At 67.7% G+C, this 14,327-nt stretch carries 18 protein-coding genes; 9 read left to right on the forward strand and 9 right to left on the reverse strand.

The genetic code is table 11. The features are described 5' to 3' along the window. Positions 1-29: 29 nt before the first annotated feature. Positions 30-446, forward strand: a complete 417-nt coding sequence (locus HNQ66_RS10180) for a group II truncated hemoglobin (protein WP_184143737.1) — start codon at positions 30-32, stop codon at positions 444-446. 8 nt (positions 447-454) lie between these two features. Continuing rightward, positions 455-820, forward strand: a complete 366-nt coding sequence (locus HNQ66_RS10185; protein WP_184143739.1) for a DUF423 domain-containing protein — start codon at positions 455-457, stop codon at positions 818-820. A 37-nt stretch (positions 821-857) separates the two neighbouring features. Here HNQ66_RS10185 and HNQ66_RS10190 read toward each other — a convergent pair whose 3' ends face one another. The 4 genes from HNQ66_RS10190 to HNQ66_RS10205 all read right to left on the reverse strand — a co-directional run bounded on the left by HNQ66_RS10190 (position 858) and on the right by HNQ66_RS10205 (position 3,271). Further along, positions 858-1,127, reverse strand: a complete 270-nt coding sequence (locus tag HNQ66_RS10190) for a hypothetical protein (RefSeq protein WP_184143741.1) — start codon at positions 1,125-1,127, stop codon at positions 858-860. Next, the gene (locus HNQ66_RS10195) at positions 1,124-1,513 is read right to left on the reverse strand and encodes a DUF2325 domain-containing protein (protein WP_184143862.1); all 390 of its coding nucleotides are present in this window, start codon (positions 1,511-1,513) and stop codon (positions 1,124-1,126) included. The genes HNQ66_RS10190 and HNQ66_RS10195 overlap by 4 nt, the downstream gene beginning before the upstream one ends. Positions 1,514-1,893: 380 nt before the next feature. Further along, complete coding sequence (locus HNQ66_RS10200) at positions 1,894-2,781, reverse strand: energy transducer TonB family protein (protein ID WP_184143743.1); 888 nt, start codon at positions 2,779-2,781, stop codon at positions 1,894-1,896. A 58-nt stretch (positions 2,782-2,839) separates the two neighbouring features. Next, positions 2,840-3,271: a hypothetical protein gene (locus tag HNQ66_RS10205; protein WP_184143745.1), complete on the reverse strand. Its 432-nt coding sequence runs from the start codon at positions 3,269-3,271 to the stop codon at positions 2,840-2,842. A gap of 250 nt (positions 3,272-3,521) precedes the next feature. On the opposite strand from HNQ66_RS10205, the gene HNQ66_RS10210 reads away from it, so the two are divergent. The 6 genes from HNQ66_RS10210 to HNQ66_RS10235 all read left to right on the forward strand — a co-directional run bounded on the left by HNQ66_RS10210 (position 3,522) and on the right by HNQ66_RS10235 (position 8,412). Beyond that, positions 3,522-4,568 (forward strand): hemin-degrading factor, encoded by a 1,047-nt coding sequence (locus HNQ66_RS10210; RefSeq protein WP_184143747.1) that lies wholly within the window; start codon positions 3,522-3,524, stop codon positions 4,566-4,568. 24 nt (positions 4,569-4,592) lie between these two features. Beyond that, positions 4,593-5,534, forward strand: a complete 942-nt coding sequence (locus HNQ66_RS10215; protein WP_184143864.1) for a heme/hemin ABC transporter substrate-binding protein — start codon at positions 4,593-4,595, stop codon at positions 5,532-5,534. 37 nt (positions 5,535-5,571) lie between these two features. Further along, positions 5,572-6,642, forward strand: coding sequence for a FecCD family ABC transporter permease (locus tag HNQ66_RS10220; RefSeq protein ID WP_246434273.1), 1,071 nt, complete (start codon positions 5,572-5,574; stop codon positions 6,640-6,642). Positions 6,643-6,646: 4 nt separating this feature from the next. Further along, entirely contained in the window at positions 6,647-7,435 is a 789-nt protein-coding gene (locus HNQ66_RS10225; protein ID WP_184143751.1) for a heme ABC transporter ATP-binding protein, read from the forward strand. 115 nt (positions 7,436-7,550) lie between these two features. Beyond that, entirely contained in the window at positions 7,551-7,949 is a 399-nt protein-coding gene (locus HNQ66_RS10230) for a glycine zipper domain-containing protein (RefSeq protein ID WP_184143754.1), read from the forward strand. Positions 7,950-7,980: 31 nt separating this feature from the next. Next, positions 7,981-8,412: a hypothetical protein gene (locus HNQ66_RS10235; RefSeq protein WP_184143756.1), complete on the forward strand. Its 432-nt coding sequence runs from the start codon at positions 7,981-7,983 to the stop codon at positions 8,410-8,412. Positions 8,413-8,444: 32 nt separating this feature from the next. Here HNQ66_RS10235 and HNQ66_RS10240 read toward each other — a convergent pair whose 3' ends face one another. From HNQ66_RS10240 to HNQ66_RS23590, 3 genes are all read right to left on the reverse strand, one after another. Beyond that, a complete protein-coding gene (locus HNQ66_RS10240) occupies positions 8,445-9,944 on the reverse strand; it encodes a sensor histidine kinase (protein WP_184143758.1) in 1,500 nt (499 codons plus the stop codon). A 108-nt stretch (positions 9,945-10,052) separates the two neighbouring features. Further along, the gene (locus tag HNQ66_RS10245; RefSeq protein ID WP_184143760.1) at positions 10,053-10,607 is read right to left on the reverse strand and encodes an RNA polymerase sigma factor; all 555 of its coding nucleotides are present in this window, start codon (positions 10,605-10,607) and stop codon (positions 10,053-10,055) included. Positions 10,608-10,615: 8 nt separating this feature from the next. Next, positions 10,616-10,795 (reverse strand): NepR family anti-sigma factor, encoded by a 180-nt coding sequence (locus HNQ66_RS23590; protein ID WP_184143762.1) that lies wholly within the window; start codon positions 10,793-10,795, stop codon positions 10,616-10,618. A 162-nt stretch (positions 10,796-10,957) separates the two neighbouring features. Between HNQ66_RS23590 and HNQ66_RS10255 the strand changes: the two genes are divergently transcribed. Further along, positions 10,958-11,755 (forward strand): response regulator, encoded by a 798-nt coding sequence (locus HNQ66_RS10255; RefSeq protein WP_184143764.1) that lies wholly within the window; start codon positions 10,958-10,960, stop codon positions 11,753-11,755. Positions 11,756-12,040: 285 nt separating this feature from the next. Here the strand turns inward: HNQ66_RS10255 and HNQ66_RS10260 are convergent, their stop codons facing one another. Further along, the gene (locus HNQ66_RS10260; RefSeq protein WP_184143766.1) at positions 12,041-13,624 is read right to left on the reverse strand and encodes an FGGY-family carbohydrate kinase; all 1,584 of its coding nucleotides are present in this window, start codon (positions 13,622-13,624) and stop codon (positions 12,041-12,043) included. Beyond that, positions 13,624-14,316, reverse strand: a complete 693-nt coding sequence (locus HNQ66_RS10265) for an HAD family hydrolase (protein WP_184143768.1) — start codon at positions 14,314-14,316, stop codon at positions 13,624-13,626. The genes HNQ66_RS10260 and HNQ66_RS10265 overlap by 1 nt, the downstream gene beginning before the upstream one ends. Positions 14,317-14,327 lie beyond the last annotated feature (11 nt).

Consider the following 14,327-nt stretch of genomic DNA (forward strand, 5'->3'; position numbering starts at 1 on the left):
TGCACGCCTTGCCGGAGCTATGAAAAGCCATGACGGAAACGGGCGACGACCGGGAACAGCAAGGCGAGGCGATCACGCTCTACGAGGCGGTCGGCGGGGATGCCGGCGTGCGGGCGCTGACGCGCCGTTTCTACGCGCTGATGGACAGCCTGCCGGAGGCGGCGCGCTGCCGCGCCATCCATCCGCCGGACCTCTCGGGCAGCGAGGAAAAGCTCTACGAATACCTCACGGGCTGGCTGGGCGGACCGCCGCTCTACACGCAGAAGCGCGGCCATCCCATGCTGCGCCGCCGCCATTTCATGGCGTCGATCGGTCCTGCGGAACGGGACGAATGGCTGCTCTGCTTCGTGCGGGCGCTGGAGGAGACCGTGCCGAGCGAGGGCCTGCGCAAGATCATCCTCGAGCCGGTGACGCGGCTCGCCCACCACATGCAGAACCAGGAATAGGAAGAGCCATGTCGTTTTCGTTCCGCTCGGCAACATTGCTGGTCGCCGGCCTGATGGGGATCGCGGGCGTCGCCACGGCGGCGGCGGCCTCCCACGGCAGCGATCCGCGGCTGATGGCCGGCGCCTCGGCCATGTGCCTTGCCCATGCCCCGGCGCTTGTCGCGCTTCATGCGGCCTGGCCCGCCATGCGGACGGCCCCGCTCGCCGCGCTGCTGCTGGCGCTCGGCACGGCGCTCTTTGCCGGAGACCTCGTCTTCCGGCATTTTTCCGGACACGGGCTCTTCCCGATGTCCGCGCCGACCGGCGGCATGATCATGATGGCGGGCTGGCTGGCGGTCGCGCTCGGCGCTTTCCTGCCGCGACGGGAAGGCTGACGCCCCGCGCCGAAGCGCGGGGCGCGGGCAACGCCACCTAGATGGAATCCCGCCGCAGCCGGCGCGGCGCGGGAAAGGCAAGGACATTGTCGTTGCGCGCCTCGAGCGCCGGGCCCGGCTCGAAGCCCGAAAGGCGGGCCGGCGGGCGGGCGCTCTCGATCGGGAAGGCCGTGACGTTCGCGCTTTCCAGCATCTCCGTCCGGCGCGTCAGGAGCGCATAGAGCTCCGGCACGAGGCCATCGCCGTTCTGGGCGGCCAGCTTGTGCAGGCCGATCATCATGAAGGCCTCGGGTCTTTCTTCATTCACTGGACATTGTCTCCCTGGGTCATGCTCTGCAGGGCCCGCTCGAAGGAGGACTTGCTGCCGTTGCGCAGCGGCACGAAGGCCTTCTCCCACTTCTTGCAGCCCGTCTTCACGCGGATGCAGGCATCGTGGCTGATACAGTCGATGGGGCAGAAGACGCAGTCGACGGAGGGCAGCACGTTGTCGATGCGGGAGACGGCCTCGCGCAGGCCCCCGTCATGGTGGATGAGGTTGGCGCCGTAGGAGCTGGCGATCTGGCGCAGATGCGCCACCTGGCAATCGCGCCCGCCGACATAGAGGAAGCTGCGCCCTTCGAGCGCGGCCTTGCTGTCGTCCCGCACCTCGTTCTGCTGGCGGGCCTGCTGCTGTTGCCTGTGCTTCTCGCGCATCGCCTTCCTCTCCGCTTCGCCGGTACGGCGCTTGACCTTGGTGATTTCCACGCTGCGCGGCGCCGGTGCGGCAGCCGCCGCTTCCACCGGTGCCGGTGCCGGCACGCCCGCCATCTGTTTCCTGAGGGCCGCCAGCTGGCGTTCCAGATCGGCAATGCGCCGATCGCGCTCGGCGATCGCTGCTTTCAAAAGCGCTTCAGCGCGGCCGGCAGTCATGGAGGTCATGCAAACTCCCTTGTGGCACTCCGCAGGGGGCGGAGCCTCGGTTCGCCGGCACCCTACAAAACATGAGTTTCACAGTAAAGTATAAACATGACCACAAAACTCATATTTTAACGCAAAAAAATCCCGCCGGCGCCAGACAGGCGGGAATGACGATCTCAGTTGAAGACGATCGGGATGTTGAAGGCCCAGGAAGAGCGTCCCGCGGCCTCCGGTATCCTGGCGAAGGGCGCCGCGCGCTGCACCGATTCGAGCGCCGCCCGGTCGAGCGCCCCGCTGCCGGAGCTGCGGGCGATGCGGATGCCGCTCGCCTGCCCGCCCGCGCCGACGACGAAGCTCACCACGACGCTGCCGCGTTCGCCGCCCGGTGCACGGCGCTTGGCCCGGTTGATCTTGTTGCGCACCTTGCCCGGATAGTTGCTGACGGCGGCATTGCCGGCGGCGGAGGAATTGCCCTTCTTCTGGCCGCCCACAGAGGCGGTCTTGACGTCGGCCGAGCCGTCGATCTCGCCCTTTGCCGTGCTCGCCCTGGCCTTGCCCTTCTCGCCGGCCTTCCTGACGACCTTCGGCTTCTTCTGCTCGACCTTCCGGACCGGCTCGTCCTTCTTCTCGGGAACCGGCTTGATCTCCTGCTCCGGCTCGATTTCCGGCTTGATCTCGGGAACGGGAACCGCGGCGATCTCCACTTCGGCGGAGGGAACGATCAGTTCCTGCACCGGCTCTGAGGCGACGGGATCGACCGGCGAGACCATTTCCGTCGTCTCCGGCTGGATCTCGGTCGGCTGGATTTCCGATACCTGCTGGGGAACCGGCTCCGTCACGTCCGGCTCGATTTCCTCGGGCCTGATGACGTCGTCGGGATTGCCCGATTCCACCGCCTCGAAGGCGCTGTTGCCGAGCATCGCCACCTCAGCGACGACGCCGCCGGCGATCAGCGCCTCATCCTGCTTCTCGGCGGGGGCCAGCGTGAGGATCGCGGCCGCGCCGGCATGGGCGAGCAGGGACACGACGCCCGCACCGATCCAGAGCCACTTGCTTCCACTCATCACATCACCCGTCATTCCGTTTCATGCATCGCGGCGCGTCATGGCCGCGGTCTTGGCCTCAGCCTTCGAGGCCGGCGGTCGCCTTGCTGCGCGTGACGATACCGTCCATGCAGCGGCCCTTTTCCAGCCCCTCGCCTTCGCAGACCGGCGCATCGTTGATCAAGAGGTTCTTGACGGCCTCGCACTTGATGCCCGGCACATCGAACTGGCGCACCTTGGACTTGCCCGCCGGCAGGTCGCGGAAATCGAGAAGGGCCAGACGCTCGACCGTGCCCTTGTCGTTGAAGATCACGAATTCGAAGGAAACCTTGGAAATGTCCTGCGCAAGGCCGTTGGCTGCCACGAAGGTGAAGAGGCAGCCCTTCTGCGAGGCGGCGAGCGCGTTGAGCTCGACCTCCAGCCCCCTGGCGGCGGCCGCGTCCTGCGCTGCCGCGCCCGTGGCGGCGGCAAGGGAAAGCGTCGCGGAAAGAAGAAGGGTGCGTAGGGTCATGGGGCCTGCCTGCCTGAGAAACGCTTCGGAAACGGCCGGAGACCGGCCGCGCTCGATACCACCGGCCGCCGCAGTCGAAGAATTAACATGACTTTGCCGCTCCGGTATTGCGTGCATAAATAAATATGAGTAATGAAGTCAAGATAGTAAACGCCGAAAACCCCGCCAAACCGCTGTTCCGCCGGGAATTTTTCACCGGAATCCAACGCGGCGGCGAGCAGTACCACGCATTTGGATGAAGGCCGATCCCATGACCGACACGACCCACCCGACCCCCGCCGAAATCCGCGCCTTCCGCGCCGAGAACCCGAAGATGCGCGAGCGCGATATCGCCGCCCGGCTCGGCATTTCGGAGGCAGCGCTGGTCGCAGCGGAAGTCGGCCTGACGGCCGTGCGGATCGACGGCAGCGCCAACCGCTTTCTGGAGCGCGCCGAGGCGCTCGGCGAGATCATGGCGCTAACCCGCAACGAAAGCGTGGTGCACGAGAAGATCGGCGTCTTCGAGAAGGTCACCACCGGCAAGCACGCCTCCATCGTGCTCGGCGAGAACATCGACCTTCGCATCTTCCCCGGCACCTGGGCGCACGGCTTCGCCGTCACCAAGACCGACGGCGAGCAGGTGCGCCGCAGCCTGCAGTTCTTCGACAAGGCCGGCACCGCCGTCCACAAGGTGCACCTGCGCCCGGCCTCCAACCTTGAAGCCTATGAGGCCATCGTCGCCGATTTCCGCCTCGAGGACCAGTCGCAGGACTTCGTCGCGGTCGTTTCCGAAAAGACCGTCGAGACCGGCCCCGTCGACGTCGCGGCGCTGCGCGAAAGCTGGAGTGCCATGACCGATACGCACCAGTTCTTCGGCATGCTGCGCAAGCTGAAGATCGCCCGGCAGGATGCCGTGCGCAGCGTCGGCGAGGACTTCGCCCACGAGGTGCGCGCCGATGCCGTCGGCGAGCTGCTGCGCCTTGCCGCCGAGCGCGGCACGGACATCATGTGCTTTGCCGGCAACCACGGCGCGATCCAGATCCATACCGGCCCGGTCGTCAACCTCCAGCCGATGGGCCCCTGGCTCAACGTGCTCGACCCGACCTTCCACATGCACCTGCGCACGGACCACATCGCCGAATGCTGGGTGGTGCGCAAGCCGACCTCGGACGGCCACGTCACCTCGCTGGAAGCCTATGACGCAAGCGGCGAGATGATCGTGCAGTTCTTCGGCAAGCGCAAGGAAGGCATGGGCGAGCGCGAAGACTGGCGCGGCCTCCTCGCCGACCTGCCGCGCCCCGACAGCGCAGCCGCCTGAGGCAATCCCGGAAGGATCATGACCATGAGCAAGAGCTTCGATCTTCGCCGCGTCCGGCCGCTGGGTGCGGCGCTCACCGCCGTCGCGCTCTCCCTCCCGTTCGTCCTGCCGCTCGCCGCGCCCGGCCCGGACGGCTTCGTGCGCGAGGCCGTCGCGCAGGAGATGCAGAAGGTCGACACCTCGAAGCTCGTCACCATCGGCGGCGCGGTCACCGAGATCGTCTACGCCCTCGGCGAAGGCGACCGGCTGGTCGCCCGCGACAGCACCAGCATGTATCCGGAAGAAGCGCTGAAGCTGCCGGATGTCGGCTATATGCGGGCGCTGTCGCCGGAAGGCGTCATCGCCGTCAACCCGACCGCCATCCTCGCCGTCGAAGGCAGCGGCCCGACCGATGCGCTCGCCGTGCTGAAGACCGCCGGCATCCCCTTCGAGACCGTGCCGGAAGGTTACGACCGCGCCGCGATCCTCAAGAAGATCGACGTCGTCGGCGATTTCCTCGGCGTGCCGGAAAAGGCCAAGGCGCTGGAAGAAACGGTCGGCGCCGACCTCGACGTCGCCATCGCGGATGCCGCCAGGCGGCCGCAGAGCGAGCGCAAGCGCGTGCTCTTCATCCTCAGCTTCCAGAACGGCCGCATCATGGCCGCCGGCAGGCACACCGCCGCCGACGGCATCATCGGCCTTGCCGGCGCGATCAACGCGACCGAAGACACGTTCGACGGCTATAAGCCCCTTACCGACGAGGCGGTCATCAACGCGAAGCCCGACGTCGTCATGGTCATGACGCGCCCCGGCGCGGGCAGCACGGACGAGGAAGTCCTTGCCCATCCGGCGATTGCCGTCACGCCCGCCGGCCAGAACAAGGCGGTCCTGCGCATGAACAGCCTGCACCTGCTCGGCTTCGGCCCGCGCACCGCCTCCGCCATCCGCGACCTCAACAAAGAACTCTACGGCAATGTCTCTCAATGACGCTGCGCGCGGCCCTTTCGCGCGCGGTTCCTTCCTGATGCGCTCGAAGGAAGCGCGCGCCGCCGGTGACAGGACGGCCGTCGCGCGCCTGACGCTCGCCCTCCTCGTCGTCCTCTCGCTCGCCGCGCTCGCGCTTTCGGTTGCGACCGGCGCCTCGGATGCCTCGGCCCTCAACGTCATCGCAGCGCTGCTGCACGGCACGGAGGACACGGCGCTCAGCGTGCGCGACCGCATCATCGTCCTCGACATCCGCATGCCCCGGGCGCTCCTCGGCTTCCTCATCGGCGCGGCGCTCGCCATGTCGGGCGCCGTCATGCAAGGCCTCTTCCGCAATCCGCTCGCCGACCCCGGCCTCGTCGGCATTTCCGCGGGCTCCGCGCTCGGCGCGGTGCTGATGATCGTGCTCGGCGCCAGCCTGCCGGCCGGCCTGATGCTGGCGCTCGGCGCCTTCGCGCTTCCCGCCGCCGCCTTCATCGGCGGCCTCCTGACGACGCTGCTCCTCTACCGCATCGCCACGCGCGGCGGGCAGACCTCGGTCGCCACCATGCTTCTTGCCGGCATCGCGATCGCCGCGCTCGCGGGCGCTGCCACCGGCGTCCTCATCTACATGGCCGACGACAAGCAGCTCCGCGACATCACGTTCTGGAGCCTCGGTTCGCTGTCGGGCATGACCTGGGCGAAGCTCTTCGCCGCCGGCCCGGTCATCCTCCTTGCCCTCCTCGTCGTGCCGTTCCTTTCACGCGGCCTCAACGCCATCACGCTCGGCGAGGCCGCCGCCTTCCACATGGGCGTCAAGGTGCAGCGGCTGAAATACACCGCCGTCGTCGCCGTCGCCGGCGCGGTCGGCGCCTCCGTCGCCGTCAGCGGCGGCATCGGCTTCGTCGGCATCGTCGTGCCGCATCTGCTGCGCATCGTCATCGGCCCGGACCACCGCTACCTGCTGCCGGCTTCCGCCCTTCTCGGCGGCGTGCTGATGCTCGGCGCGGACATGCTGGCGCGCACGCTCGTCGCGCCCGCCGAGCTGCCGATCGGCATCATCACCGCGCTTGCCGGCGCACCCTTCTTCCTGTGGGTGCTCCTGCGCGACCGCGGCCGGAACGGCTGGTGACGCGATGATCCTCGCACGGAACCTTTCGGTCGGCCTCTCCGGCAGGACCATCGTCGAAGGCGTGTCGCTGACGGCCAGGGCCGGCGAACTCACCGCCATCGTCGGCCCCAACGGCTCGGGCAAGACGACCACGCTCAAGGCCATCGCCGGCGAGCTTGCCAGCAAGGGCGAGATCACCCTCAACGGCCACGACATCCGCGGGCTCGAACCCTGGCAGCTCGCCACAAGGCGCGCGGTGCTGCCGCAGGCGGCCACCATCGCCTTTCCCTTCACGGTCCGCGAGATCGTCCGCCTCGGCCTCACCGTCGGGCCGAACCGGCATGCCGAGCGCATCGACGCCATCACCGCCGAGGCGCTCGCCGCCGTCGATCTCGGCGGCTTTGCCGGCCGCTTCTACCAGGAGCTCTCCGGCGGCGAGCAGCAGCGCGTGCAACTCGCCCGCGTCCTCTCGCAGATCTGGGAACCCGTGCTCGACGGCGAGCCCTGCTTCCTCATGCTCGACGAGCCGGTCTCGGCCCTCGACATCCGCCACCAGCTTACCATCATGCAGCTTGCACGGCGCTATTGCGAGGCCGGCGGCGGGGTGATCGCCGTCATGCACGACCTCAACCTCACCGCCATGTTCGCCGACCATATGGTGATGATGAAGGGCGGCCGCATCGAGCGCGCCGGCCCGCCCGCCGAGGTGATGACCGACGACGCCATGGAGGCCGTCTTCGGCTGCCGCATGCGCATCAACGGCGTGCCCGCCTCGGGCGCCCCCTTCGTGCTGCCGCACACCGCTTCGTCCTGATTTTCCGGAACCTTTTGCGAGATTGCGCGTTTTTAGCCCGAGACCGTTCCGCCAAGGGGGTGGAGCGCTGTCGCCCCGCGCCAGGCCGCGGGCGATCCGCAAAAGGAGAAACGGCATGGCCAACGGATTGTTTTCATCCCGCAGCAAGAACCTTCGCGACACCGTCGCGGACGAAGCCCGGGCCGTCGAGGACCAGATCGCGGACCTGCGCGCCGAGATCGCATCGCTCGCCCGCCTCATGGCCGACGACGCGGCGGGCGGCGCCAAGAGCATCCGCAAGAAGGCCCGCGCGGTGAAGGCGGACATGGGCGATGCCGCCCACGACCTCAAGGACCGCGCCCAGAGCGACATCGCCGACATGATCGCCGCCGGGGAAGACATTCTCGCCGAATTCCAGGCGCGCTACCGCGACACCGGCCAGAAGGCCCGCAAGGCCGTGCACGAGCGCCCGCTGACGACGCTCGGCATCGCCGCCGCCGCCGGCTTCCTCCTCGCCGCCCTGCTGCGGCGCTGATCCTTCTCCTCCACCAACGGAGCGCATCGACATGCTGTCACTGGGGGCAATCCTCGTCCAGAATCTCGTCACCCGCGTCGGTGACCGGGTGGACGAGACGATGGACATCGCCAAGCGCAACGCCATAGCGGGCCTTGCCATCGGGCTCATGCTGCTGACGGCCTATGTGCTGGCGGTCGTCGGCGGCGCGGTGGCGCTTGCCGACCGCTACGGCGCCGTGCCGGCCCTCTTCGGCCTTGCCGCCGGCTTCCTGCTGCTCGCCCTCATCGTGCTCGGCGTCGTTGCCGCCCGCAACCGGCGCGAACGCGAGCGCCGACGCCTCCGCCGCCGCGAGCTTGCCGCCCGCCGCGACCTGATGGCGGCCGCCGCCACCGTCGCCGTGAGGAAGCCCTTCGCGGCGACCGCCGTGGCGCTCGCCCTCGGCTTCCTGCTCGCCCCGAAATCCCGGCGGGACGACGACTGACCGATCTTTCCTGAAAACCGACCGTGCCGCTCTCAGAGCGGCATGCGCACGACGGCGGTGACGCCCTTCGGCAGGTACTCGACATGCACGCTGCTGCCGAGGATCTTGTCGAGGCTGCGCTCGATCAGCACCGAGCCGAAGCCGCGCCGGCCGTCGGCCTTGACCGGCGGTCCGCCGACCTCGTGCCAGGTCATGTTGAGCACGCGATGGCCGTCCTCGTTGACGATGCGGGCGGTGATGACCACCTTGCCGGTGCGCACGGAGAGCGAGCCGTATTTGCGGGCATTGGTCGCCAGTTCGTGCAGGACGAGGCCGAGACCGACCGCCTCGTCCGGCCCCAGCTCCACCTCGTCCTTGTGGATTTCGATCTGGCTGTCGTAGTCGATCGCATAGGGCATGATCTGCTTCTGGAGCAGCATCTTCAGGTGGATAACGCCCCATTCGTGGTCGCTGAGGAGCCCGTGCGCCTCCGAGAGCGATTGCAGCCGGCCGGCGAAGGCATCCATGAACTCGACGGGATCGCTCGTCTGCCGGAGGGTCTGCCGCGCCAGCGATTGCAGCATGGCGAGCGTGTTCTTGACCCGGTGGTTGAGCTCGCGCAGGAGCAGCCGCGTCCGCTCCGAGGCGAGCTGCCCGTCGGTCACGTCGACGTTGATGCCGAGGAAGGTGGCCGGCTTGCCGTCCACGTCCCATTCGTGCACGCGCCCGCGCCCCAGCAGCCAGCGGTCGGAATGGGCGGCGCGGAACAGGCCGTCATATTCCTTGCCGGTGGCAAGCGCGTTGCGCAGCCGGTCGATGGTGAGCTTGCGGTCGGCCGGATGCACCAGCATGAAGAATTTCCGCGCGCTCATCGGCTTTCCCGGCCGGACGCCGAGCATGCGGTAGAAGGTCTCGTTGCCCGAGACGGTACCCGTCGAGATATCCCACAGCCAGCTTGCGACATTGGCCGCGTCGAGCGCCAGCGCGTGGCGCTTCTCGTCGCGCGAGAGCGCCTCGGCGGCGACCGTGCGCCGGCGCGTTTCCTCCTTCAGCTTGATGAGGGAGGCGGCGAGCGAGGCCAGTTGCTCCAGCCGGTGCACAAGCTCCTTCGGCACCGTGCGGCGCGACTTCACGTCGTAGATGCAGACCGTGCCGATCGCCTGGCCGTCGAGGACGATCGGCACGCCCGCATAAAAGCGAAGGCGCGGCGCGCCGGTCACGGACGGCAGGTCGGAGAAGCGCTTGTCCTTGCGCGCATCGGCAATGACCAGCGGCACCCGCTCGGCCAGCATGCGCGCACAGAAGGAATCCTCCGACGGCGCGCGGATTTCCGGCGTACCCTGCCGGGCGAGGAACCACTGGTCGGTCCGCCCCAGAACGGTGACGAGGGAAATCGGCGCGTCGACGAACCCCGCCGCAAGGGCGGCGATATCGTCGAAATCCGGATCGGGACCGAGGAACACCGGCATGGCGGCATTGAGTGCCGCCAGCCGGTCTGGAGCTTCCAGCACCGCGGCAACGTCGGACGGCAATGGGTGAACGTTGTCCTTCATGCCTTTTCGGTAAGCGATTCCGTGCTCCGTTTCATCAAGGGAGGCACATATTCGCTTCAGTCCCCTCATCTTTTGCCGTCCGCCGCCATGGCGGACGGCATGGTGCCGTCAGGATACGAAGGCGCGCGAGGTGATCGGCGCCGATACGGAGTCCGGGCCGTAGTCGCCCTCGCCGCTGATCTGGAGGAGTTCCTGCAGACGCTGGCGGGCGCGGTTCACGCGGCTCTTGATGGTGCCGAGGGCGCAGCCGCAGATTTCCGCCGCCTCCTCGTAGGAAAAGCCCGACGCGCCGACGAGGATGATCGCCTCGCGCTGTTCGTCCGGCAGCTTTTCCAGCGCCTTCTTGAAGTCCTGCATGTCGAGCGAGCCGTACTGCGAAGGATGCTGCGCGAGGTTCTCCGTGAAGATGCCGTCGCTGTCCTGCACCTCGCGGCCGCGCTTGCGCAGCTTGCTGTAGAGCTCGTTGCGCAGGATCGTGAAGAGCCAGGCCTTCATGTTGGTGCCCATCTCGAACTGTTCCTGCTTGGCCCAGGCCTTCATGATCGTGTCCTGCACCAGGTCGTCCGCCTGGTCGTGCCGGCCGATCAGCGAGATGGCAAAGGCACGCAGGCTTGGCAGCACCGCCAGCAGTTCCCGCTTGAACGTGGTCTGTTCCTGATCCATTGCGTCCCTCACTCGGCCCGTCGCACGCCGCCTTCGGCGGCATCCAGTTTCTCGAGAAGGTCCAGGAACCTTTGAGGAAGCGCCTCATCCTGTACCGAATGGTAGAAGGCGCGCAGCTTCATGGCAATCTGGGCGTTGGAATCGCCCGCTTTCGACGGAGGCTGTCCCCCGTTTGTCTTCGTTTCCACTGTATTCACTTAGGCCACTTCCATCTTTCATCTGCCCTGACGACGAATTCCGCGAAGGAATGCCCCGCTTCAAAAAAAGTTCCGCCTCCCGGAACCTAAATTTGGCTTCCGCGTTCAAACCGTCAACTGCAAGTGCAGCAAATCGAAAACAGGGGACATCTCATGCCGATTTCCGACCGTATCGGGCCTCACCTTCCGGCCCTTCGCCGTTATGCTCGCGCCCTGACGGGAACCCAGTCGTCGGGCGACGCCTATGTCGCCGCGACCCTCGAGACCATTCTGATCGATCCCTCGGTCATGCCGGTGAGCGGAGACGACAAGGTCTGCCTCTTCGGCCTCCTGAGCCGCATCATCTCCTCTCTCCCCGTTTCGATGGCCCGCGCCACGGCCGATTCCATTTCCCCCGGCACCGAGACGCCCTTCGATCTTTCCGGCGTGCCGCCGCTCGGCCGGCAGGCACTTCTCCTCGCCACCGTCGAGGGCTTTTCCGTCGAACGGACGGCCGAGATCCTGGAGGCGGAGGCGACGGCCATCCGCACCCTGCTCGACGCCGCCTTCGAGGAGATCGCCGCACAGGCCGAGACCGGCATCATGATCATCGAGGACGAGCCGCTGATCGCGCTCGACCTTGCCCATATGGTGAGCGGCATGGGCCACCGGGTCACCGGCATCGCCCGCACGCAGAGCGAGGCCGAGGCGCTGTGGAGCGAAAGCCGCCCCGGGCTCGTCCTTGCCGACGTCCGGCTCGCCGACGGCTCCTCCGGCATCGACGCCGTCAATTCCATCCTCTCGCGAACGACGATCCCCGTCATCTTCATCACCGCCTATCCCGAAAGGCTCCTGACGGGCGAGCGGCCGGAACCGGCCTTCCTCGTCTCCAAGCCCTTCAACCCGGAGCAGGTGAAGGTCCTGATCAATCAGGCCCTTCTCTTTGCCCCGCCAGCGCGCGCAGCGGCCTGATCTCGCTCCCGGACAGCCGCAGCGGCGGCGCGGTCAGCGGCGGTGGGACGGCACGCCCACCGCCGCTTTCGCATATCCGGCCTTCGCAACCGCCCAAAAGAAAACAGCCAGCGCCGGAAGGCACTGGCTGCTTGAGTATCCACGGACCGGAGGGGGACACGGTTTCGTGGTAAATCGCCGGTCGAGGGCCTCGCATTTGGGGGACATGCGCAGACCGGCGACAGCAGCAAAACACGTATCCGGCGCTTTGGTTCCGCCCGGCTGCAGATTTTTCACGAAATATTTTCAGTCGAGCGTTTCGAGTTCCATGCGGTGGCGCAGCAGCGCCAGGAAACGCCGGTAATCCCGGTCGTAGCCAGCCTTGCGGGCGGCATCCGGCAGGAATTCGCGCCCGCCGCCGTACATGCCCGCGCCCGCCGCCGGAAGATCGGCATGGAGCCCGCCGGCAACCGCCGCCACCATCGCCGTTCCGAGCAGCACGGCGTCCCCGGTCTTCGGCACCACGATGCGGCAGCCGGTGGCGTCGCGGTAGAGCTCCAGCAGCAAGGGATTGCGCACATGGCCGCCGGCGACATGCAGCGTATCGAGCGGATAGCCGCATTCGCCGAGCTTGCCGAGGATATGGCGGACGCCGAGCGCGATGGCGACGCAACTGCGCCAGTAGAGCCGGCACAGCCCGTCGAAGGAGGCATCGAGCGAAAGGCCGCTGATGACGCCGAGCGCGTGCGGATCGGCAAGCGGCGAACGGTTGCCGTGGAAATCCGGCAGGACGTCGAGGCGCGCGCCGAACGCCTCGCCCTCCTCCTCCCGCAAGGCGGCGATGCGGGCGATGATGCGGGCATGGTTTTCCGCCGTCGGCTCGCCCCCGGCGCTGTGCAGGCGCACGATATGGTCGAGCAGCGCACCTGTCGCCGACTGGCCGCCCTCGACCAGCCACCAGCCCGGCAGCACCGCCTCGTAATAGGGGCCCCACAGGCCGAAGCCGAATTTTCGCGTCCGTGAAAAGGCGGCGACGCAGCTCGACGTGCCGCCGATCAGCGCCAGTTGCCGCTCCAGCCGCTCAGGCTCCCCGGCAAAGGCGCCGAGCACGCCGAGCGCCCCGGCATAGGCGTCGATGAGGCCGGCGGCGACCACGCAGCCCGTGTCGAGCCCGAGTTCTTCCGCCGCCTCCGCCGTCAGCCGGCCGATGGCCGTTCCGAGCGGCAGGGTCTCCAGAGGAAGGCTCCCGCGCTCGCGCACGTCCTCAAGCCCGATGGCGGCGAGGAAATCGGCGTTCCACGGCTCCTTCTCATGGGAAAGGTAGTTCCACTTGGCCGTCATCGTGCAGCGCGAGCGGGCATTCACGCCCGTCGCCCGCCAGGTGACGAAATCGGCGAGGTCGAAGAAATAGCCGGCCTTGGCCCATTGCTCCGGCCGATGGCGCTTCAGCCACATCAGCTTGGGCATTTCCATTTCCGGCGACATCACGCGGCCGGAATGGGCAAGCACCGGATGATCGGCCGCCGTGCAGATGTCGGCTTCGGCGAGCGCGCGGTGATCGAGCCAGACGATGGTGTCCCAGCGGGCCTCCGCGCCGCCCGAGACGGCGAGCGGCCTCCCCGCACCGTCGCGCACCACGAGCGAGCAGGTGGCATCGACGCCGAGGGCCGCAACCTGCGCAGGGTTGGCACCGGCCGCCTCGCAGGCGGACTTCACCGCCGTGCAGACAGCGCGCCAGATATCCTCCGAATCGTGTTCCGCCGAGAGGGCATCCGGCCGGCACATGGCGATGGGGTGTTCGGCCCGGCCGAGCAACTGGCCGCTCCGGTCGAACACACCGGCGCGGGCGCTACCTGTGCCGATGTCCACCGCAACGATCAGATTGCGCATCAATGCTCTTTCCCGTCGGCCTTTTCGTCGCGGACAAACTGTAACAATTCCCGCATGTCGTCAAACAGGGCGTCGGGCTCCAGCCGGAGCAGCGTCTCGCGATGCCCCGGCGTCTTGGCATGGGAACCGCCGGTGAAGGCGACCACCCGCATGCCGGCCGCCTTGCCCGCGGCGATCCCCGCGGGACTGTCTTCCACCACCACGCAGTAGTCGGGCGCAACGCCCATCGCGGCGCTGGCATGAAGGAAGAGATCGGGCGCCGGCTTGCCGCGCGCGACCATGCTGGCGCTGAAGATGTTCGGCTCGAAGCGGGAGAGGAGGCCCGTGACGGTGAGCGACAGGCGGATGCGCTCCGGCTGGCTCGACGAGGCGACGCAATGGGCGATGCCGAGCGCATCGACCGTCTCGGCAACCCCCTCGACGGCCCGCAGTTCCGCACGGAAACGCTCGTAGAGCACCTTGCGCATGGCGTCGAGAAAGGCCGCGTCAATCGCAAGGCCGTAGTCGTCATGCAGGATTTCCGACATGCTCTTGAGGCTGCGGCCGAGGAAGCGGACATGCGCCTCCTCCTCGCTCATCGTCACGCCCGCCGCCGCAAGGGCCTCGACCAGCACCGCGATCGAGATCGGCTCGCTGTCGACGAGCACGCCGTCGCAATCGAAAATGACCAGTTCTGTCGTTTTGGCGGCCATGGCGTTTCGTT

Origin of the sequence: Shinella fusca (assembly GCF_014203155.1) — a bacterium.
Taxonomy (GTDB): Bacteria; Pseudomonadota; Alphaproteobacteria; order Rhizobiales; family Rhizobiaceae; genus Shinella; species Shinella fusca.